General features: G+C 69.5%; 20 protein-coding genes and 1 tRNA gene. 7 read left to right on the top strand and 14 right to left on the bottom strand.

Annotation, left to right across the window (positions count from 1 at the left end; translation table 11 throughout):
- The first annotated feature begins 316 nt into the window (after positions 1–316).
- Positions 317–1,951, top strand: coding sequence for a DoxX family membrane protein (locus tag AAFN69_RS31605; protein ID WP_347732325.1), 1,635 nt, complete (start codon positions 317–319; stop codon positions 1,949–1,951).
- 115 nt (positions 1,952–2,066) lie between these two features.
- Here AAFN69_RS31605 and AAFN69_RS31600 read toward each other — a convergent pair whose 3' ends face one another.
- The 3 genes from AAFN69_RS31600 to ugpC all read right to left on the bottom strand — a co-directional run bounded on the left by AAFN69_RS31600 (position 2,067) and on the right by ugpC (position 4,650).
- The gene (locus AAFN69_RS31600) at positions 2,067–2,792 is read right to left on the bottom strand and encodes a nucleotidyltransferase family protein (RefSeq protein WP_347732324.1); all 726 of its coding nucleotides are present in this window, start codon (positions 2,790–2,792) and stop codon (positions 2,067–2,069) included.
- 63 nt (positions 2,793–2,855) lie between these two features.
- The gene (locus tag AAFN69_RS31595) at positions 2,856–3,278 is read right to left on the bottom strand and encodes a hypothetical protein (protein ID WP_347732323.1); all 423 of its coding nucleotides are present in this window, start codon (positions 3,276–3,278) and stop codon (positions 2,856–2,858) included.
- Between the two features lie 244 nt (positions 3,279–3,522).
- A complete protein-coding gene (gene ugpC / locus AAFN69_RS31590; protein ID WP_347732322.1) occupies positions 3,523–4,650 on the bottom strand; it encodes a sn-glycerol-3-phosphate ABC transporter ATP-binding protein UgpC in 1,128 nt (375 codons plus the stop codon).
- A 177-nt stretch (positions 4,651–4,827) separates the two neighbouring features.
- Here ugpC and AAFN69_RS31585 point away from each other — a divergent pair.
- A tRNA-Thr gene (locus tag AAFN69_RS31585) sits at positions 4,828–4,901 on the top strand.
- A 344-nt stretch (positions 4,902–5,245) separates the two neighbouring features.
- Here AAFN69_RS31585 and AAFN69_RS31580 read toward each other — a convergent pair.
- From AAFN69_RS31580 to AAFN69_RS31560, 5 genes are all read right to left on the bottom strand, one after another.
- Positions 5,246–5,833: a class IV adenylate cyclase gene (locus AAFN69_RS31580; RefSeq protein WP_347732321.1), complete on the bottom strand. Its 588-nt coding sequence runs from the start codon at positions 5,831–5,833 to the stop codon at positions 5,246–5,248.
- A complete protein-coding gene (locus AAFN69_RS31575; protein WP_347732320.1) occupies positions 5,830–6,504 on the bottom strand; it encodes a class I SAM-dependent methyltransferase in 675 nt (224 codons plus the stop codon). Before AAFN69_RS31575 ends, AAFN69_RS31580 begins: the two co-directional genes overlap by 4 nt.
- The gene (locus AAFN69_RS31570; protein ID WP_347732319.1) at positions 6,422–7,063 is read right to left on the bottom strand and encodes a hypothetical protein; all 642 of its coding nucleotides are present in this window, start codon (positions 7,061–7,063) and stop codon (positions 6,422–6,424) included. The genes AAFN69_RS31575 and AAFN69_RS31570 overlap by 83 nt, the downstream gene beginning before the upstream one ends.
- A complete protein-coding gene (locus tag AAFN69_RS31565; RefSeq protein ID WP_347732318.1) occupies positions 7,056–7,958 on the bottom strand; it encodes a radical SAM protein in 903 nt (300 codons plus the stop codon). Before AAFN69_RS31565 ends, AAFN69_RS31570 begins: the two co-directional genes overlap by 8 nt.
- A gap of 105 nt (positions 7,959–8,063) precedes the next feature.
- A complete protein-coding gene (locus AAFN69_RS31560; protein WP_347732317.1) occupies positions 8,064–8,756 on the bottom strand; it encodes a haloacid dehalogenase-like hydrolase in 693 nt (230 codons plus the stop codon).
- Between the two features lie 95 nt (positions 8,757–8,851).
- On the opposite strand from AAFN69_RS31560, the gene AAFN69_RS31555 reads away from it, so the two are divergent.
- Positions 8,852–9,625: an XRE family transcriptional regulator gene (locus AAFN69_RS31555; protein WP_347732316.1), complete on the top strand. Its 774-nt coding sequence runs from the start codon at positions 8,852–8,854 to the stop codon at positions 9,623–9,625.
- Positions 9,612–10,079, top strand: a complete 468-nt coding sequence (locus tag AAFN69_RS31550; protein WP_347732315.1) for an NUDIX domain-containing protein — start codon at positions 9,612–9,614, stop codon at positions 10,077–10,079. The genes AAFN69_RS31555 and AAFN69_RS31550 overlap by 14 nt, the downstream gene beginning before the upstream one ends.
- On the opposite strand, the gene AAFN69_RS31545 is transcribed toward AAFN69_RS31550, so the two are convergent.
- The 4 genes from AAFN69_RS31545 to AAFN69_RS31530 form a co-directional block, all read right to left on the bottom strand.
- Positions 10,067–10,630: an HD domain-containing protein gene (locus AAFN69_RS31545; RefSeq protein ID WP_347732314.1), complete on the bottom strand. Its 564-nt coding sequence runs from the start codon at positions 10,628–10,630 to the stop codon at positions 10,067–10,069. The two genes, AAFN69_RS31550 and AAFN69_RS31545, sit on opposite strands and share 13 nt — an antisense overlap.
- 44 nt (positions 10,631–10,674) lie before the next feature.
- The gene (locus AAFN69_RS31540; protein WP_347732313.1) at positions 10,675–11,049 is read right to left on the bottom strand and encodes a hypothetical protein; all 375 of its coding nucleotides are present in this window, start codon (positions 11,047–11,049) and stop codon (positions 10,675–10,677) included.
- Positions 11,046–12,482 carry a hypothetical protein gene (locus AAFN69_RS31535; RefSeq protein ID WP_347732312.1) on the bottom strand — a complete coding sequence of 479 codons (1,437 nt, stop codon included), beginning with the start codon at positions 12,480–12,482 and terminating at the stop codon, positions 11,046–11,048. Before AAFN69_RS31535 ends, AAFN69_RS31540 begins: the two co-directional genes overlap by 4 nt.
- Before the next feature lie 198 nt (positions 12,483–12,680).
- Complete coding sequence (locus AAFN69_RS31530) at positions 12,681–14,081, bottom strand: FAD-dependent oxidoreductase (RefSeq protein WP_347732311.1); 1,401 nt, start codon at positions 14,079–14,081, stop codon at positions 12,681–12,683.
- 149 nt (positions 14,082–14,230) lie between these two features.
- On the opposite strand from AAFN69_RS31530, the gene AAFN69_RS31525 reads away from it, so the two are divergent.
- The 3 genes from AAFN69_RS31525 (at position 14,231) to AAFN69_RS31515 (ending at position 16,254) form a co-directional block, all read left to right on the top strand.
- Positions 14,231–15,118: an aminoglycoside phosphotransferase family protein gene (locus AAFN69_RS31525; protein ID WP_347732310.1), complete on the top strand. Its 888-nt coding sequence runs from the start codon at positions 14,231–14,233 to the stop codon at positions 15,116–15,118.
- Positions 15,119–15,141: 23 nt separating this feature from the next.
- A complete protein-coding gene (locus AAFN69_RS31520; RefSeq protein WP_347732309.1) occupies positions 15,142–15,615 on the top strand; it encodes a GNAT family N-acetyltransferase in 474 nt (157 codons plus the stop codon).
- A 234-nt stretch (positions 15,616–15,849) separates the two neighbouring features.
- Complete coding sequence (locus tag AAFN69_RS31515) at positions 15,850–16,254, top strand: hypothetical protein (RefSeq protein WP_347732308.1); 405 nt, start codon at positions 15,850–15,852, stop codon at positions 16,252–16,254.
- On the opposite strand, the gene AAFN69_RS31510 is transcribed toward AAFN69_RS31515, so the two are convergent.
- Together AAFN69_RS31510 and AAFN69_RS31505 are read right to left on the bottom strand one after the other, a co-directional pair.
- Positions 16,251–16,796, bottom strand: coding sequence for a hypothetical protein (locus AAFN69_RS31510; protein WP_347732307.1), 546 nt, complete (start codon positions 16,794–16,796; stop codon positions 16,251–16,253). The two genes, AAFN69_RS31515 and AAFN69_RS31510, sit on opposite strands and share 4 nt — an antisense overlap.
- 411 nt (positions 16,797–17,207) lie before the next feature.
- Positions 17,208–17,501, bottom strand: a complete 294-nt coding sequence (locus AAFN69_RS31505; protein WP_347732306.1) for a hypothetical protein — start codon at positions 17,499–17,501, stop codon at positions 17,208–17,210.
- Between the last annotated feature and the right edge of the window lie 368 nt (positions 17,502–17,869).

Here is a 17,869-nt window from a genome sequence, read left to right as displayed (position 1 = left end):
CTGTCCGGAGCCGGGCCTCCCGGACCCGTTCTCCCACACCCGGATCCGTCCTCCCGCAGCCGGGCTTTCCGGATCCGCCCCCCGGCCCGGGCGGGCGTCCCGGGCCCGGCGCGCGGGGCGCACGGGGGGTGTGAGGGGCGTGCGGCCGATGGGCCGACGCCGCCTCCGGACCCCCCGCCGGGCCTCTCACCAGCCTTGACGGGTCTCGGACAGATCCGATCCGTCAGGGCAGTGTCCTAACCGGATGTCACTCGGTTAGATGAGTGTGGACACCAGAACGCCCCGGCCCGGGTTCGATGATCAGCCTGCGCTGAGCATGGTCAAGGTTGACTGCGACCCCGCGCAGGTCATCGTGAACCACGCCAGCTTCCGGGTCCGGCTCGCCCCGAGCCCGCGCATGGCACGAGGCCAGTCGGACACCGCCCGTATCCCTGTCGTCGGCGCGGGCGGGACGGTGGTCCGGCGCCGGGCACCCGTTGTCTGGAGCGGCAGGTCCGCGCCGGGCGACTCGGGCGCGACCGGGCTCCTCCAGGCCGTGCGCAACAGCACCGCGACCGCCACCGCCGAGCGCGAGCGGTACGGCTCCGGCGGGGAGGGATACGGCTCCGGCGGATACGACACCGGATCGACCCAGCTGATCCCCCGGGTCGACCTGGTCGGCGACACGGTCGGCACCACCGGTGTCGCCGACACCGGCCCGATCCCCGTCATCGGCACCCGGAGCCGTCCCCTGCTCCCGCCGATGCGGCAGGCGATCGGCGCGTACGACGCCCACCAGCCGTACGGGCCCCCCGGCTCGGACCACGATCCCTACGACGACGAGCCCACCGCGATCGGCGACCACCCGGACAGTCCGGGCGGCGAGACCGTGCGGCACGCCTACTACCCCGGCCGCCGGATGAACCTCGGCGTGGTGCTGCTGCCGCTGCGGGTGTTCCTCGGCTTCATCTCCATTTACGCGGGCATGGGCAAGCTCTGCGACCCCGTCTACTTCGACGGCGGGGAGCGCGGCTCGATGATGAAGTGGCTGCACTCCCTGGACCCGTGGCCGCTCGCCGAGCCGCTGCGGGACTTCGCCCTCTCGCACCCGGTGGGTGCCGGTCTCACGGTCGCCTTCCTCCAGGTCGTCGTCGGTGTCCTCACCGTGCTGGGGCTCTGGCAGCGGGTCGCCGCCGTGGTGGGCGCGCTGCTCTCGGCGGCGCTGATCCTCACGGTGAGCTGGAAGACCGTGCCGGCCTACGACGCGCCCGACATCATCTACCTCGCGGCCTGGTCCCCGCTGATCATCGCGGGCGCCCCGGTCTACTCCATCGACGGACGCCTCGCCGGCGAGGCGTGGCGCAAGCTCGGCCCGCGCACCGAGATCGGTCTGCTGCGCCGCCGGGTGCTGCGGCGCGGTTCGCTGGTCGCGGCGGTGGTCGTCGGACTCACCCTGCTGATCGGCTCGATGCTGGGCGGCGCGGTGCGCTCCACCGATCTGGTCACCGTCCCGGGCCCCAACCAGGACCCGACCAACTATCTGCCGGGCTCATCGCTCCCCGACGGCAGGCCGACCGGTGAGCGCAGCTCCTCCGGCCCGAGCGGTTCCGGCGGCGACAAGCCCTCGCCGTCCGCCAGCCGCGCGGAGACCCCGGAGCGGCGGAAGTCCACCCCGGAGACCTCCGAGGACCGCACGGTCCGGGAGACCGCCGGAACCACCGCCGGTGCCGAGCGCTCCAGCAGCCCCGCGAGCACCGGCGGCGCCCAGCCCCCCGGCCGCTCCCAGCCCGCCCAGCAGCAGCCTCCGGCGGGCAGCTCCGTACCGTCGTCGAGCGGCGGCGCGGGCAGCGGCGGCTCCGGCAGCGCACCGGGCGGTACCCCGGACAACACCGGCTCCACGGGTGGCGGTTCGAGCAGCGGCGGCTCGACCGGCGGCGACAGCGGCCGGGTGATCGGCGGCCTGCTCGGCTGAGACATCCGGAAGGGAAGGCGGCCACCTCAGCGGGTGGCCGCCTTCCGTATGTCCACGTCTTCCGCGTCCGCGCTTTCCGTACGTCCGCCTCTTCGCGCGTCCTCCCGGCGGATGGCTAGCCGGCGGTCTGCGCGCGCAGTTCCTTCGCCGCCTCGGTCAGGTCCTTGGCGGTGTCGATGGCCCGCCAGTAGGCGCCGTTGGGCAGCGGGAAGCCCGCCAGCCGGCGCTCCCGTGCCAGCCCGGGGAAGGTGGTGCGCTCATGGTCGCCGAGGTCCGGCAGCAGTTCGCGGAAGGCCGCGGAGAAGACGTACACACCCGCGTTGATGAGATACGGCGACGGCGGCGACTCGATGAAGTCGGTGATGTGCCCGAAGGCGTCGGTCTCGACGGCTCCCCAGGGGATCCGGGGCCTGGCCAGGGCGAGGGTCGCGGTGGCGTCGCGCTCGGAGTGGAAGGCGGCCATCTCACGGAGCGAGAAGCGCGTCCAGATGTCGCCGTTCGTCGCGTACCAGGGCAGATCCGGGCGCGGAAGGGCGGCGGCGGCGTACTTGAGACCGCCGCCGCGGCCGAGGGGTTCGGCTTCGACGACGGTGGTGACCCGCAGCGGCAGGTCCGCGCTCGCCAGCCAGTCCTGGAGCACCTCGGCGAGATGGCCGCAGGAGATGACGGCGTCGGTCACGCCCTCGGCGGCCAGCCAGGAGAGCTGATGGCCGATGATCGGGACCCCGGTGCCCGGGATCTCGACCATCGGCTTGGGGCGGTCGTCGGTGTAGGGGCGCAGCCTGGAGCCCTGGCCGCCCGCCAGGACCACGGCCTGTGTCGGATACGTGGGCGTATACATGCCGTGAACGATATGCGGCACCGCCGCCGGCCGGGGCGCGGGTCCGCCGGAGGTCCCGTGCGGTCAGCTCCCCTGGCTCTGCTGGGCCACCCCGGCGGCGAAGGAGGTGTCGCAGACGGGCTTGGAGTAACTCTGCGCGCGGGTGGGCCCGAAGCGGTCGACGGCGGCCCGGCCGAGGGAGCGGGCGATCGACATGCAGTGCTTGGCGAGCGACGGGCTCGCCTCCACCTCGCGCTGGAGGTGGGTGAGGACGGTCCCCGGGTTCTGCTTCTGCATCTCGGTGAGGAGCTTGCCGCGCAGCACCTCCTGAGGTGCGCGGGGCTTGGCGCGCACGGAGACGTTCTGCGCGGAGGCGGTGAGCAGTTGGGTCTCGCTGGTCTGTCCCGCCCACGGGACGCTGGTGACCGCGAGGGTTCCGGAGAGCACCAGGACGACGGGGAGGACGAGAGCGAGCGTGCGGCCGATACGGCGTGCTGAGTGGGTCACGCGAGCGAGCGTAGCGGCCGGTAATCATCCGGCGACATTTCGTCACTCCAAGGAGGGACCGTGTCAGGCGTCTTTTCGAATGAGTGTGTCGAATGGACGCGCGGCGGCGATGGATGAAATGACCGGTGTATGCAATTCTGTCCGGCCCGCCGCCGGCCCGCCGCCGGCCCGCTGTCCGGCCCTCGACGCGGAACGGCCCCGCGGTGATCCGCGGGGCCGTTGCCGGTGTTTCCGTTCAGGGAGCTCAGTCGGTGAGGCGCTCACCGGTCGAGGTGGCGAAGACGTGGATCTCGCCCGCCTGCGGCACGACGTGCAGCTCGGAGCCCTTGGCGGGCACGGAACGGCCGCCGACGCGGACGACCAGTTCCTTGTCCTCGTTGCCGACCCGGGCGCTGCCGTACACAAAGCCGTCGGAGCCGAGCTCCTCCACGACGTTGACCTGGACGGCGAGACCGGCCGGGGCGTCCTTGGAGAGCGTGGCGGCCGAGGTGCCGTCGTGCTCGACGACATCGAAGTGCTCGGGCCGGACGCCGACGGTCACCGTCTTGTCGCCGCGGTCGGCGGCGGCGCTGAGCGCCTCACGGGAGACCGGGACGACGCTGTTGCCGAACTTCACGCCGCCGTCGGTGATCGGCACCTCGACCAGGTTCATGGCGGGGGAGCCGATGAAGCCAGCGACGAAGAGGTTGGCGGGGCGGTCGTACATGTTGCGCGGGGAGTCGACCTGCTGGAGCAGACCGTCCTTCAGCACGGCGACGCGGTCGCCCATGGTGAGGGCCTCGGTCTGGTCGTGGGTGACGTAGACCGTGGTGATCCCGAGACGGCGCTGGAGCGAGGCGATCTGCGTACGGGTCGAGACACGCAGCTTGGCGTCGAGGTTCGACAGCGGCTCGTCCATGAGGAACACCTGCGGCTCCCGCACGATGGCCCGGCCCATGGCCACCCGCTGGCGCTGACCGCCGGAGAGCGCCTTGGGCTTGCGGTCCAGGTACGGGGTGAGGTCGAGGATCTTCGCGGCCTCTTCGACCTTCTTGCGGATCTCCGCCTTGTTGACACCGGCGATCTTGAGCGCGAAGCCCATGTTGTCGGCGACGCTCATGTGCGGGTAGAGCGCGTAGTTCTGGAACACCATGGCGATGTCCCGGTCCTTGGGCGGCAGGTGCGTGACATCGCGCTCACCGATGCGGATGGCACCGCCGTTGACGTCCTCCAGACCCGCGAGCATGCGCAGGGAGGTGGACTTGCCACAGCCGGACGGGCCGACGAGGACGAGGAACTCGCCGTCCTCGATGTCGATCTGGAGCTGGTCGACGGCGGGCTTGTCGGAGCCCGGGTAGAGCCGGGTCGCCTTGTCGAACGTAACGCTGGCCATGGTGGCTGGTCCCCTCACCGGCAGGAACGTGCCGGACGATCCGAGTAAAGGATTGGTGTAGTCCACTCGAGTGGACTGCTGGTGACGCTACCCGCCGATTTCTGATCTGTCAGTAACGGTATGGGAACGAGATTTTCGTTCGGGGTGAGGTGGGGGTTTGGTTACACTGCTACGGCTGCCTCCTTAGCTCAGCTGGCCAGAGCAACGCACTTGTAATGCGTAGGTCGTCGGTTCGAATCCGACAGGGGGCTCGGCGAAAGGCCAGGTCACGTAGCCCGTGACCTGGCCTTTTCTCGATTCTGGGGTGGATGCGGGGCGGGGGCGGCGCGAGGTGGCCCGTGCGGGCGGGGCGCCGGCCGGTCTGGCTGCCGCTGTGGCCGAGAGTGTCGGAGACGATCTCCAGTTCCACGCCGGCGGTGCGGCGGCGAAGGCTCATCGTCGAGGAGGGTGTGGACCGCCGGACCTGGAACCGGCGCTCATGCACCGGCCACACCCGGGGTCCGATCGACAGGACGCGGGTCCACCGCCGCAGGCGATTCCGGGTACTGCACAAGACGGCGTGGCCAGTTCCGGCAATACGGATCAGCCCGCAAGGTCAGTCGCTGCGGACGATGACCGATGCCGACGTGTTCTTCTCGGCCTCGGTGAAGAGGAGAGTGGGTTCGGTGAGAATGTCGCGCCCCGTTTCGCTCTGGTAGATCTCGTCCACGCTGCCGAACCTGGCATCGGAGTAGTCCAGTCCGAGAAGAGCCGCGGCCCGGCGGACCGAAGGTTCGTCCGGTCCTTCGATCTCGATGAATGTGGGCAGGTCCGGCCAGGTGTCGAAGTCGAAGGCGATCTCCCCCAAGCACCACTCCTCGCGGTAGTTCTCCTGGTAGCGGACTTCACGGAGGCCCAGGTGACGAAGGATGTCTGCCATGGCGTGCGGATCCGCCACCTCGGTCTCGATCTCGGTGGTGCCGTCGATCGTGGTGGCGTCGGTGACCTGCTTGAGTGTGAGTGTCGAGCGGGTGCCCTCGTCTCGGAGCCGGATCCAGGCTCTCTCGTCGAGGGAGTCGTTCTCGAAGATCTTGCGGGTGAGGAGGGTGCGTGGGAACGCCTGGACGGCGCCGAGCTCGGCCAGCCTTGCTTGAAGGCCGGCGACGTCGACGTACAGGAACTTCGCCTCGTACTCGTGCTTCATGATTCCTTCTTCTCATGGCTGCGGGCGTCTGACGCACGGGCCGCGAGAAGCAGGCCCATCCGGTGGGTGTGATCCTCGAGTCGGCCGACGTGGGCCCGCTCGCCGAATTCGTCCGTGCGCAGTGTGAGCAGGACGTCCCAGCCGCCGATGAAGTGACGTCCAAGCCTTTCGGGAGACGTGTAGTGCTCGACCGGATGATGACGTTGACCCACCGGCATCATGAACTCCGCCCCGAACAGTCCGCCCGGCTTGACCAGACACTGCATGCGTTCGACGAATGTGGCGAGCGGCTGACGATGGTTGGCGCTGTAGTGCCATGAACAGCTTGTCCAGACCGCGTCACAGGGCATTTCCAACGGCTCGGTACGGAGGAAGTCTTCCTCCACGATCCGTACGCGGCCGCAGAGCCCTTCGAGTTCGAGCCGGTCGATCAGGCCCATCGCACTGGCATGCTTGTCACCCGGAAGGCTGACCTCACCTCCGCGCAGGGCGATCGGGTCGCGCTCGACGGCGATGACGTGATAGCCGGCGGCTGCCAGCGGCAGGACGAACTTGCCGTCGCTCGCTCCGATGACTGCGACGGTGGCGTCAGGAGTGGCGTGCTCCTTCAGTGTGGCGAGGAACTGAGGGAAGAAGGTGAGGGTGTGCTCCCAGAGGCTCTGTGTCCGCACGGTGATGGGCTCCTTGCGCATTGGCGGCCAGGATCGCCTGAAGTACCTCGTTGGGCCGAAGACCTGTGGTGTCCACGCGGTGCGTCGGGAAGTCGGCATAGGCATCGGCGACACGGTCGGCCGCGGTCTCGATGAGGACGTCCCAGCGGGAGACGGGTTTCCCCCGGCGGCTGAGGCGATGTTGGCGCTCACTCTCGGTGCAGATCAGTTGGTAGGTGGTGGGCTGTGGAAGACCGGGCGGCAGCGTGATGCCGAGACCGGCGCCAAGAGCCCGATGGCTGGTCAGGCAGCGGGCGAAGTAGCTCTCCACGACGACCGGGAGTCCCGAGGCAAGGCACCGTCGTATCTCGTCGGTGGCGGTGAACAGAGCGGAGAGGTAGAAGCACATCCGGGCTTCGGCGCTCCCCCTGCGGTCCACCTCGCGTCTCAAGGGCTGGTAGAAGGGCGGCACCGTAGGTACGAGGACCGCCCCGCGGGCGGCGGCCAGCATGGGTGCGATGGTCGACTTGCCGGTACCGCGAAGCCCTTCGAGGCTTTCGAACAGCGGCTGGTCAGACACGGGCGTACACCACGTCGGGAACCGCGAGGGTCAGTTCGTCGGTGGGGCTGGGCCGGTGGACGATGCGGTTGGCGGGCTTGTCGTACCAGAAGGCGTGCGAGTCCCTGCCGACCGCTTTGCAGGACATGGTGAGCGCGCCGCGCGGGTCGGCCTCGATCCGATCGATCTCCGATGGGCCGGCTGCGGGGGCGCAGATCTCCGGGGCACCGTGCTCCGACAGGTCTTCGTCGACGATCACTTCGATGGTGAGTTCGGCCGCCTGGAGCCGCTCACGCAGATCGGCGTACGCGGCGGAGTCGGTGATCAGGAGTTCGGGGTGGGAGGCGGCATTGCCGACCGGCCGCAGACAGTGCAGTTTGAGCTGACGCACCCCGAGGTTCCCCAGGATGCCGGCCAGGGGGAGTACCTCGGTGATGTTCCGCGAGGTGACGGTCATGGTCGCGCCGGTGGGGACACCGAGTCCGCGGGCAAGACCGAGGGCGTGCAGCGCGCTCTGGTAACTGCCGGACCTGCGGATGTGATCGTTGGTCGAACCGACGCCCTCCAGCGAGACCCTCAGCAGATCCAGGTACGGGGCGATCGTGGCGAGCCGGGGTTCGATCCGGTACCCGTTGGTGCAGATCTCGACCCGCAGACCCAGCTGCTGCTTGGCGTACCGGACAACCTGAGGCAGGTCTTTATGGACGAACGGCTCACCGCCGAGCAGGGTGACCGACTCGGTGCCGTACTGGTCGCGCATGAGCGTGAGCAGATTGATCGCCTCGTCGGCGGTGAAGGCGTCGGCATGCCGGAGACGCTCGCCGTGGAAGCAGTGCAGGCACTCGAAGTTGCAGCGGTACAGCAACTGCAAGTACAGCATTCGGATCCTGCGAATTCCGGTGACTTCCCCGATCACATGAGCCTCCTGGGCCGGTCGACTGACTGGATGCCTGATGGTGGCCGAGCGGGCGAGGACAGCATCACCGCGTATGCGGACGGCGCGGGGACGTCCTGGGACGTTTCAGCGTGCCGAGAAGGACTCCAGGATGCGGATGAGGCCCGGCGTGTCGGAGAGGTCGGCGAGTACGGTGGCCGCGCCGGCGGCGGCGAGTTCTTCGGCGCTGTGGATGCCCGAGGCGACCGCGACGATCCCGGAACCCGTGGCCAGGGCGGCCTCGATGTCGCGCGGGGTGTCCCCGACAATCACCACGGGCACGTCATCCGTCACCCCGCGGAGATGCTGGGCTCGCTCCCGGGCGACACTCACAAGATCGGGACGCTGTTCGGCGTCGGCGCCGAAGGCGCCAACAGACAGGTCCAGCAGGGAATCGAGACCGAAGGCGGACAGCTTCACGCCGGCGTTGGCCGCGATGTTCCCCGTCAGGACCGAGGACACCCAGCCGTCGCGCGTCGAGGCCGCTTTGAGGGCGTCACGCACTCCGGGCAGGGCGGTACCCCGCTTGCGGAGCTCGGCAAGACGCTCCTCTCCGGTCCGGGCGAGGGCGGCCTCAATGGTGGGCCAGCTCGGTTCGGGCAGGCCGTGCCGGATGAACATCTCCCGCATGATCAGACGATCCGTACGTCCCTCTGTCCGCGCAGGCCCGGCCGGTACACGCCCCGCCAGTGCCGAGAAAGCCGCCGCGTAGATCTCCTTGCTCACCCCGGCGTTGTCGATGAGCGTGTGGTCGATGTCCCACAGAACGATGAGCTGCATATCGCCAGGGTAGGGATCCGTCTCTGCCCCCCCGTCCAGAGAACGTCCCGAAACGTCCTTGTCCGATCTTGGTCGTCTCGGCTTCGATGAGACCCGTGAACGAGCGACTGCACTCCGTACTCGCCCAGCGTGGCGTCTCACCCGAGTCGCTCGCGGAACTCTGCGAGGTGGACCCCAAGACCGTGGGCCGCTGGCTCGGCGGGCGCCTGCCCCACCCTCGGCACCGATTCAGCGTCGCGCAGCACCTGCGGGTGGAGGAGACTTTCCTCTGGCCCGCCTCTCACCCGCGTGTCAGCCGACCCGGCACCGGACTCGGTGCCGAGCTCGTCGGTACCTACCAGAACCGGGCCAGCGTTCCCCGGGACACCTGGCTCTCGCTGCTCCGGGAGTCCCGGCAGCAGATCGGTGTCCTTGTCTTCTCCGGCACCTTTTTCGCCCAGTCCAATCCACATGTGGCGAAGATGCTCGCCGAGAGGGCGGCCGGCGGGGTCCGGGTACGGCTGTGCTTCGGCGATCCCACTGGCACGGCGGTTGCGATCCGGGGCCGTGAGGAAGGTATCGGAGACACCCTGGCCGCCAAGATCCGCGCCTCCCTCACCTACTACCGCTCCCTGCTCTCGGAGGCGGGGTGCGAAGTGCGGCTGCACGACACGACGCTCTACACCTCCATGTTCCGCTATGACGACGACCTGCTGATCAATCCGCACGTCTGGGGCCAGCCGGCCAGCGCCAACCCGCTTCTCCACCTCCGAAGGGCTGACGCCACTGGGTGGTTCGACAACTACGCTCAGAGTTTCGACGCCGTCTGGGCCGCCGCGCGGCCCTGGACACCCGACCAGGAGGGGACCGCCGCACATGGGCAGAACTGAGTACTACAACGAGCCCACCGCCCCGAAGGCGAACACCCTCATCCCGGCCAGCAACCTCTTGGTCGTCGACGACCAGGGCGCCATCCTGCTCCAGCGCCGCCGCGACACCGGTCAGTGGGCCCTGCCCGGCGGAGCCCAGGACATCGGCGAGACGGCGGCACAGTGCGCGGTACGGGAATGCCTGGAGGAGACCGGCATCGTCGCCGAGGTCACCGGCTTCCTCGGCGTTTACACCAACCCGAACCACATCGTCGCCTACACCGACGGAGAGATCCGCCAGCAGTACGAGAACACCTACATCGGCCGCCCGGTAGGCGGCGAGCCCACGATCAACGACGAGGCGGATGGCGTCCGCTTCATCCAGCCGGACGATCTCGACGCGTACGACATCCACCCGAGCATGCGCCAGCAGATCGGCGACTACCTGGCCGGCACGTACCCCTACCTGGGCTGACCCGCCTGGGCTGCTTCCACCCGTTCCACGGCAGAGAAGATCTCCGGTGACGCCCGGCGAATGAACCGCCCGACGAGGCTGTCCGTCCCGTAGCGGCCCAGGATCTCCGCCACCCGCTCCTGGGCGGTGGTCTGTTCCCCGTCGGGTGTGGTCGTCATGTCGCAGTACACCAGCGCATCCACCACCAGGGGCTCCTCCAGCAGGGGGAACTCCGCCTCCAGCGTCTTCCGCAGTCCGCGTTCCTCGGCCTCCAGCAGCGCGAAGGAGTGGTTCGCCACCAACCGGACCAGCCGCTCGTCGGCACCGTGCTCGTCACGGAGGAACCGGGCGCCGTCGAGCGGGTGGAAGCCGGTCACCGCAAGCCGGGGTGCGTACCCGACGTCATGGAGCACAGCAGCTGCCGCCAACAGATCGGCATCCTTCCCCAAGACCCACCCGACTCTGCCCGCTCGGGCTGCGACTCCCTGGCTATGCGCCCACCGTCGAGAAAGCACATCACCAAGCTCGGCTTCCGCGATCTGCCTGGCCCAGGCGACCATCGCCTCTTTCATAGCCTTCTACCTGCCCGGAAAGGCTGGTCGCCAGTCGCACTGGGTCAACAGGTCAATTCCGTCACCAGTTCACCGACGTCCGCCCGCCACCTGCGGACCTGGTCCTCAGTGGGACCGATCTCGTACTGGTGGTAGTGGCACCCCAGGCAGAGGTGCGACCAGACGGCGTTGGCCCGGCGGGCGGTCGTCGCGGCGGTGTAGCAGCGCAGGCAGAGCATCTTGGCCCGCGTGGTGATGTCGGCGAGGCCCGGCACCGCGGCTTCGAGCGTGCGGTCGACGGCGATCTCCAGGGCCGTCCGCAGCGCGAGGGAGGCTCCACGGTGGCGGCCGGCCGCCGTTGCCCCGACGCCGGGGTCGGAGAGCATCCGGTCGGCCGTCAGCAGCAGCTCTTCGATGGCGGTGTCCGGGGTGCTCGTCACTTGGTCACCTCTGCCTTACGCACCTTCTGCGCGAGGTCTTTGATCTCGTCCACGAAGCGGTGAGGGCCGGCGATCCGCGCCCCCGTGGCGTGGGCGCCGCTCTGGCACTGCTTGAGGAGGTCCACCGAACGCGATCCGCAGCGGGCGCGGAGTTCCCGATACACACCGTTAGCGGGGCCGATGTCGCCGAAGAAGGCCGGCGAGGCCATTTTCATGAGCTTGTCGGCGTCGGCTACGGCGGCGTGCAAATCGTGTTCGGAACCCCCGGAGCGGAGGTGCTGGACCCAGGCCGCTTCGACGAAGGCGTTCTCCAGAGCGACTCGGCACAGGCTGGGCAGCACATGGGTACGCGCCGCCTCCGGCAGGTTCTCGGTGCCGGCAAGGGCCCTGGCGTCACCGATCGCCTGGCGGACCGGGTCGGTCACCGGCTTGACGCTCACCTCGGACGACTTGCCCCGCTCGACCTCGAACACCGTGACGGGCAGCTCCCGCGTGGTGAAGGCACGCCGGAGCCGGGTGTCGTGGGTGAACACGATCACCTGCCGGTGTTCGCCGAGCTCGTGCAGGACCTGTGCGAGCCCGTTGACCTTGGCCGGGTCCATGGACTGCACGGGGTCGTCGATGACGATGAAGCCGAACGGGCTGTCGGCTGTGGCAGCCCGGGGCAGGAACAGGGACAGCGCGAGAGAATGCTGCTCTCCCTGACTCATCACGCTCAGTGCCGAAGCCTCCTCGCCGTCGACAGTGACGTCCATGACGAGCTTGCGAACGGTGGCCTTTTCACTGCCCTGAAGACTCACCGACCGGAGGTCGATATCGCTCTCCTGGCGAAGCTTCTCCCAGATCTGCTGAGAGTGACCGGTGGAGCCCTCCATACGCTTCTCCCGCAGTTCGGCGGTGAGCGCTTTGACCCAGGCACGAGCTTTTCGCACGTGCCCCAGCCGGGGTTCGCCCTCCGCCGCGGCGCGAGCCTTCTCCGTCCAGCTCGCCAGGCGCGTGACAAGCTGGCGCCACCGCTCGTCCCGCTTCTCCAGCTCCCTGGTGGCGTTGTCCTTCACCGCGGCGCAGGCGTCGGCCAGGGTCAGGGCAGTGTCGTGGATGCGCTGGGCGAGCTCCTTCGGGTCGTTGACCGTCCGGCAGGCGAGCCAGGCGCTCCACGGATCGGAGAGGGCTGCCGGGATCCGCGGGGGCGCCTGAATGAGGTTCTGTGCCTCCCGCGCCGCCGACCGCAGTTCGCTGCGGGCGTCCTCGGCGGTCTTCGCCTCCTGGCGGAGCATGGCGATCTGCGCACTGGCGCCCGCGGCCCACGCCACGTCGAGGATCTGCTCCGTGCCGCATACGGGGCAGGACTCCTCTTCGGGGTGACGGTCGTTGTGGGCCAAGGCCTTCTCCAGGAGGTGGGCGCGCTGCAGCGCGTCCTCGGCGCCGGTCAAGCGAACATCCTCGACTCCGGCAAGCGCAAGCCCGGCTCGGACACAGTCCGAGCCGGGCGTCTCCGTTCTGTGGACGCGGCGCCGCAGCCGGGTGAGCCCTGGTGCCCGCCGTGCGGCCCGTACGCCGTCGGTCCGGTGCCCGGAGGATCTTCGCGGCCGGGGCTTCCGCGCGGTTCCGGTCCGCGCGGAAGAGTTCGGTCAGTGCCGGCCCGAGATCCGGTCGGCCAGACTCGCGACCCGGTCGGTCTCCGCCGTGCGGGCCAGGGACTCGCGGCGGTCCGCGCCCCGGTAGGCCGCGTACATCGCCTGGACCCCCAGCCAGCGCAGCGGTTCCGGTTCCCAGCGGCGGACCCGGTGGTTGACCCAGGGGAGGGTGGTGAGTTCGGTCTCCCCGGCCTGGCCCGAGTCCTGCTGGATCAGGTCGCGCAGGGTGCGGGCGGCGAGGTTGGCGGTGGCGACGCCCGAGCCGACGTAGCCGCCCGCCCAGCCCAGACCGGTGGAGCGGTCCAGGGTCACCGTGGCGCACCAGTCGCGGGGGACGCCGAGGACGCCCGACCACGCGTGGTCGACGCGTACCCCCGCCAGGGTGGGGAAGAGGCGGATCAGCATCTCGTGCAGGGCCCGGACCGTCGCCGGACGCGTACTTCCGTCGTTGTCGGTGCGGGAGCCGTAGCGGTACGGGACGCCCCGGCCGCCGATCGCGATGCGGTCGTCCGCCGTGCGCTGGGCGTATATGTAGGCGTGGGCGAAGTCGCCCAGGGTCTCGCGGCCCTCCCAGCCCAGGGTCTCCCACCGGGACGCGGAGAGCGGTTCGGTCGCGATCATCGAGGAGTTCATCGGCAGCCACTCCCGGCGGCGGCCCTTCACCGTGGCGGTGAAGCCCTCCGTGCAGCGCAGGACATAGGGGGCGCGGACGGTGCCGTACGGAGTGACGGCGTGTTTGGGGCGGATCTCCGTCACCGGTGTCGACTCGTGGATGGTCACCCCGAGCGCCTCCACCGCCTCCGCGAGACCCTTGACCAGTTTTGCCGGCTGAAGCCGGGCGCCGTGCGGGGTCCAGGTGGAGCAGACGGCGCCGGCGACCCTGACGCGGTCCGCCGTGGCCCGCGCGCCGTACAGGGCGCGGTCCGTCTCGCCGAAGGCCGCCTCCGCCGCGTGGAAGGCCCTGAGCCGGGCCGCCTGTGCCGGGGTGCGGGCGACTTCGAGCACTCCGCCCCGGTGGACGCCGGCGTCGATGTTCTCCTCGGCCGCCGCCCGTACGACCTCCGCGACGGTGTCGTTCATCGCCCGCTGGAGGCGGACGGCCGCGTCGTGGCCGTGCAGCCGGGCGTACCGGTCGCGGCCGGCGATGCCGTTGTAGAGCCAGCCGCCGTTGCGCCCGGAGGCGCCGTAGCCGCAGAACCTCGCCTCCAGGACGGTGATGTTGAGGAAGGGCACGGCCTTCTTCAGGTAGTACGCCGTCCACAGCCCGGTGTATCCGCCGCCGACGATGCAGACATCCGCCGCGGCGTCACCGGGGAGCGGCTCGCGCGGGACGGGGAGGCCGTCCTGTGCGTACCAGAACGAGATTCCGCCGTTGACGGTGTTTCCTCCGGTCATGGTGCCGCCCCGTCCCCGCTGTTCGGTCGCTCCTCGCACGCGCCCGCCGCGTACGCGGCCGACTGTACGCAGCGGGCCCCGCCCGCGCCCCGCCCCGGGTGCCGGAAATACCGGGCGACGGGTCGGCACTCTGTCCATACGATCGGGGCATGATCGAGGTACCGGAAGAACTCGTCGCACTCCAGTACAGGCACGCGGGCGAGGCGGGCCGCGCTTTCATCGCCGCGCTTCCCGCGCGGACCGCGGAATTTCTCGACCGCTGGGAGCTGAGAAGGACCGGCGATCCCCTGCACGGTTTCGCCGCGCTCGCCCTGCCGGTGTTGTGCGCCGACGGCACCCCGGCCGTGCTCAAGCTCCAGAACCTGGACGAGGAGAGCGCCGGGGAGCCGGTCGCCCTGCGCGCCTGGGCGGGCGAGGGCGCCGTACAGCTGCTCGGTCATGATCCGGAGACCAATACGCTGCTGCTGGAGCGGCTGGACTGGTCCCGCGATCTCGACGGGATGCCCGACGCGCGGGACGCGGTCCGGATCATCGCCGAACTGCTCGCCCGGCTCACCGCACTGCCCGCGCCGCCGGAGCTGCGCCGGCTGGGGGACATCGCCGCCGGGATGCTGGAGGAGGTCCCGCGGCGGGCGGCGCTGCTCGGTGACGACGCCGAGCGCCGGCTGCTGCTGGAGTGCGCCGGTGCCGTGCGCGAGGTGGCGGGTGAGAGCGGGGACCGGCTGCTCCACTGGGATCTGCATTACGAGAACGTCCTGGGCGCCGGGCGGGAGCCCTGGCTCGCCATCGATCCCAAGCCGCTCGCCGGGGACCCCGGGTTCGAGCTGATGCCCGCGCTCGCCAACCGGTTCGATCCGGACGACACGCTCTGGCGGTTCGATCTGATGACCGGGACGCTGGGTCTCGACCGGGCGCGGGCGAAGGCGTGGACGCTCGGCCGGGTGCTCCAGAACAGCCTCTGGGACCTCGCCGACGGGGAGCCGCGGCTGGACGCGCAACAGGTGTCCATCGCGCGGACACTACTGGCAAACCGATGACCGGATCGGGCAGGCTGACTCCTATGATCCGTACAGCCGTGCCCGAAGACGTCCCCGAGATCCACCGTATGGTCCGCGAACTCGCCGAGTACGAGAAAGCGCTGGACGAGGTGCGCGCCGACGAGGAGCAGCTGCGTGAGGCGCTCTTCGGCGAGCGGCCCGCCGCCTACGCGCACATCGCGGAGACGGACGACGGCGAGACCGTCGGCTTCGCCCTCTGGTTCCTGAACTTCAGCACCTGGCGCGGGGTCCACGGGATCTATCTGGAAGATCTGTACGTGCGCCCCGAGCGGCGCGGCGGCGGGCACGGCAAGGCGCTGCTGACGGAGCTGGCGCGGATCTGTGTGGAGCGCGGCTACGAACGCCTGGAGTGGTCGGTCCTCGACTGGAATTTGTCTGCCGTGGAGTTCTACCGATCACTGGGCGCGGTGTCAATGTCGGAGTGGACCGTGAACCGGCTGACGGACGACGCCCTGGCCAAGCTGGGAGCGCGGTAGGCCAGCCTTCACGCACCTGAGCCCCGTCCGTCTGCCTCGGGGGAAGCTGACGGACGGGGCCGGTACCGGGGGCTCAGGCAGGGTCAGAACCCGGACCTCCGTTATCCCTACCGGGACAGCCCCGATGGCCTCCCGGAGAGGGCTCCGCGACCCCTTGCAGCCGCTCGACCTGTCCAAGGGCGAGACGGGCCGAAAGGGGCGTCTGTGACTACCTGTGAGGACTAGGCTCCGGCCATGGCTGAGCCTTTCGTCAACGGCGACGTGCACCACCGCGCTTGCGGCATCTGCCCGTCTCGTTTCTTCCCTGTCGGGGAATTCGACGTGTTCGAGCGTCCTACCAAGGAATGCCCGTTCAACCCGAACGACGGGCATCGGTACGCGACGGACGGAACACTGGTCTGCGTCCATCCCGAGAAGGTCGGACTCCCGGCCGGGCGGTACAAGAGCGAGAACGTACCGCTCAAGGTCGAGCTGTGCTTGCCCGCCGACGAATCCGACGTTGTTCCGTACCTGCACGACTTGCTGTACGGCGTAGCGCCCGTGCTGCTCAACGATCTGATCGGGCAAGCCCAGGTCGAGATCCGGCGGACGTTTCCCGACCTGGACCCGATCACGACGCTACGCCGCGCACTCAGCTAGCCAGCCGTGGCGAACCCGGGGGCGAATCGCTTGCCCCCATCGAAGATCCCCATGGGCTCGTACTTGGCGCTGACGACCGCCCGCCGTTTTTCGGTCTCTTCCCTGCCGAACCAGTACCGCTCATTCAGCGGTCCCCATGCGGCGCGGTAGATCTGGTGGGTGTAGTCGCCGTGGTTCCATGCGCCGATCTGTTCACGGTCGGTCGCGTGCACGAACCGAATCCCGGTCCGGTCCTGGATACGGGACAGGACCGTGAACTGAGCGGCCAGCGCGTGGATCATCTCGTCCACGGGGACGGACACCGGAACCTCAGCGGCGTATTCGTCGCCGGTCATGTCGTAGACGGCCGCCTTGATCGCCATGGCCCGGATGGCTTCCGGGAACAGGGGCTCGACATCCTTGGCGATGTCGTAGCCGTCCACCAGCGCGTACCCCATGTAAGAGGTCCAGTCGTCGTTGTACTTCGCGCACGCCGTCCGCAGACGGTCGTACTCCGGGTCGGCCTCGATGGTCGCCAGGATCTCGCGCGCTCGCTCAGCCACCTTCTCAGGGGCGGGGCGGACAAGGGTTGCGTTCACTCTCCACTCTCCTTTTCGGTTGCGTGCCTTTCCGAACCCGTCCGGCCGTCGACCGTCACGCAGACAGCCGGACGGGGTGCCGCCCGCTCCCACTGGAATCCATCGAGCTGGGGGAAGCCTGATCGTTGGCTGTCCAGTGGGGCGGAGTCTCTGCGGTTATGCGCCTATGCCACGGGCCACGACTGCCAGCTCAGCCGGCGGGGCCATCCATTCGATTCCGCCCCCCTTCGGGACTGACGAACGCCATGGGGACACCCTGCGGCCGGAGCGTTCCGCCTTTGGGGATGTAGCGGCGAGGGTCCACCCAGTCGGGGACGATCGCGCGCAGTATGCCGACCCGTCCGTCTGTCGCGCACGCGCGCGCGGATGTGCTTGTCAGTGACCATCAGCGCTCCCGGGCCCGATGGTTCCCGTAGGGGTGTTGCGCCGCTTCTCCGGGGCTCCGAGCAGCGTCACCAGCTCCGGGGCCGGAAGGCTGTCCCGCACGGCGCTGCGGCACTCCATGTGCAGGCGCAGGGATACCGGCCGGTCGAAGCAGGAGGCGAAGAACCTGACGCGCATGTGCGGCTCGAACTTCCCGATGGGCTCGGGGCGCTGGTGGCGCGCCTCTACCCGGTCGGAGCGCGCCAGTACGGCTGTGAACGTCCCGCCGTCCGTCGGGGCCGTCACCGGGGGCACTCCCGGTGCACGTAACCGGCGATGGCGGGCGCGCCGGTCGGGCGATCCTGCGTGACCCGGTTGACGCGCTCGTACCGGCCGATGGGGGTGCCGCACCTCAGGCACGTGTACCCGTCCGGCGCGTACTCGTACCGCTCTGAGTCCGGCGCGAGGTTCGGGCCAGGACCGATGTTCTGGGGTGCGGTCACTACAGCACCACCTTCCCGGTTGTGGCGTGGTCTCGGTAGTCGGCGAGACCCCTGTAGAGGCGATCGAGGGTGGCCCGGTTAGCCCGGGGGAAGGGACCGCGCGGCGTGTCCAGCGGGAAGGGGTGGAGAACCACCTTGACGGGTCCGTTCGGCGTCTCAATCGTCGCGGGC

Source organism: Streptomyces sp. CAU 1734 (assembly GCF_039888735.1).
Classification (GTDB): domain Bacteria; phylum Actinomycetota; class Actinomycetes; order Streptomycetales; family Streptomycetaceae; genus Streptomyces.
Note: the sequence above shows the minus strand (reverse complement) of the source record. Positions and strands in the feature narration are given on the sequence as shown.

Coding starts and splice junctions, on each gene's coding strand:
- AAFN69_RS31600 (WP_347732324.1), bottom strand. CDS start 2,792: ATGTATACGCCCACGTATCCGACACAGGCCGTGGTCCTGGCGGGCGGC.
- AAFN69_RS31520 (WP_347732309.1), top strand. CDS start 15,142: ATGATCCGTACAGCCGTGCCCGAAGACGTCCCCGAGATCCACCGTATG.
- AAFN69_RS31545 (WP_347732314.1), bottom strand. CDS start 10,630: ATGAAAGAGGCGATGGTCGCCTGGGCCAGGCAGATCGCGGAAGCCGAG.
- ugpC (WP_347732322.1), bottom strand. CDS start 4,650: ATGGCCAGCGTTACGTTCGACAAGGCGACCCGGCTCTACCCGGGCTCC.
- AAFN69_RS31515 (WP_347732308.1), top strand. CDS start 15,850: ATGGCTGAGCCTTTCGTCAACGGCGACGTGCACCACCGCGCTTGCGGC.
- AAFN69_RS31580 (WP_347732321.1), bottom strand. CDS start 5,833: ATGAAGCACGAGTACGAGGCGAAGTTCCTGTACGTCGACGTCGCCGGC.
- AAFN69_RS31525 (WP_347732310.1), top strand. CDS start 14,231: ATGATCGAGGTACCGGAAGAACTCGTCGCACTCCAGTACAGGCACGCG.
- AAFN69_RS31550 (WP_347732315.1), top strand. CDS start 9,612: ATGGGCAGAACTGAGTACTACAACGAGCCCACCGCCCCGAAGGCGAAC.
- AAFN69_RS31560 (WP_347732317.1), bottom strand. CDS start 8,756: ATGCAGCTCATCGTTCTGTGGGACATCGACCACACGCTCATCGACAAC.
- AAFN69_RS31530 (WP_347732311.1), bottom strand. CDS start 14,081: ATGACCGGAGGAAACACCGTCAACGGCGGAATCTCGTTCTGGTACGCA.
- AAFN69_RS31605 (WP_347732325.1), top strand. CDS start 317: ATGGTCAAGGTTGACTGCGACCCCGCGCAGGTCATCGTGAACCACGCC.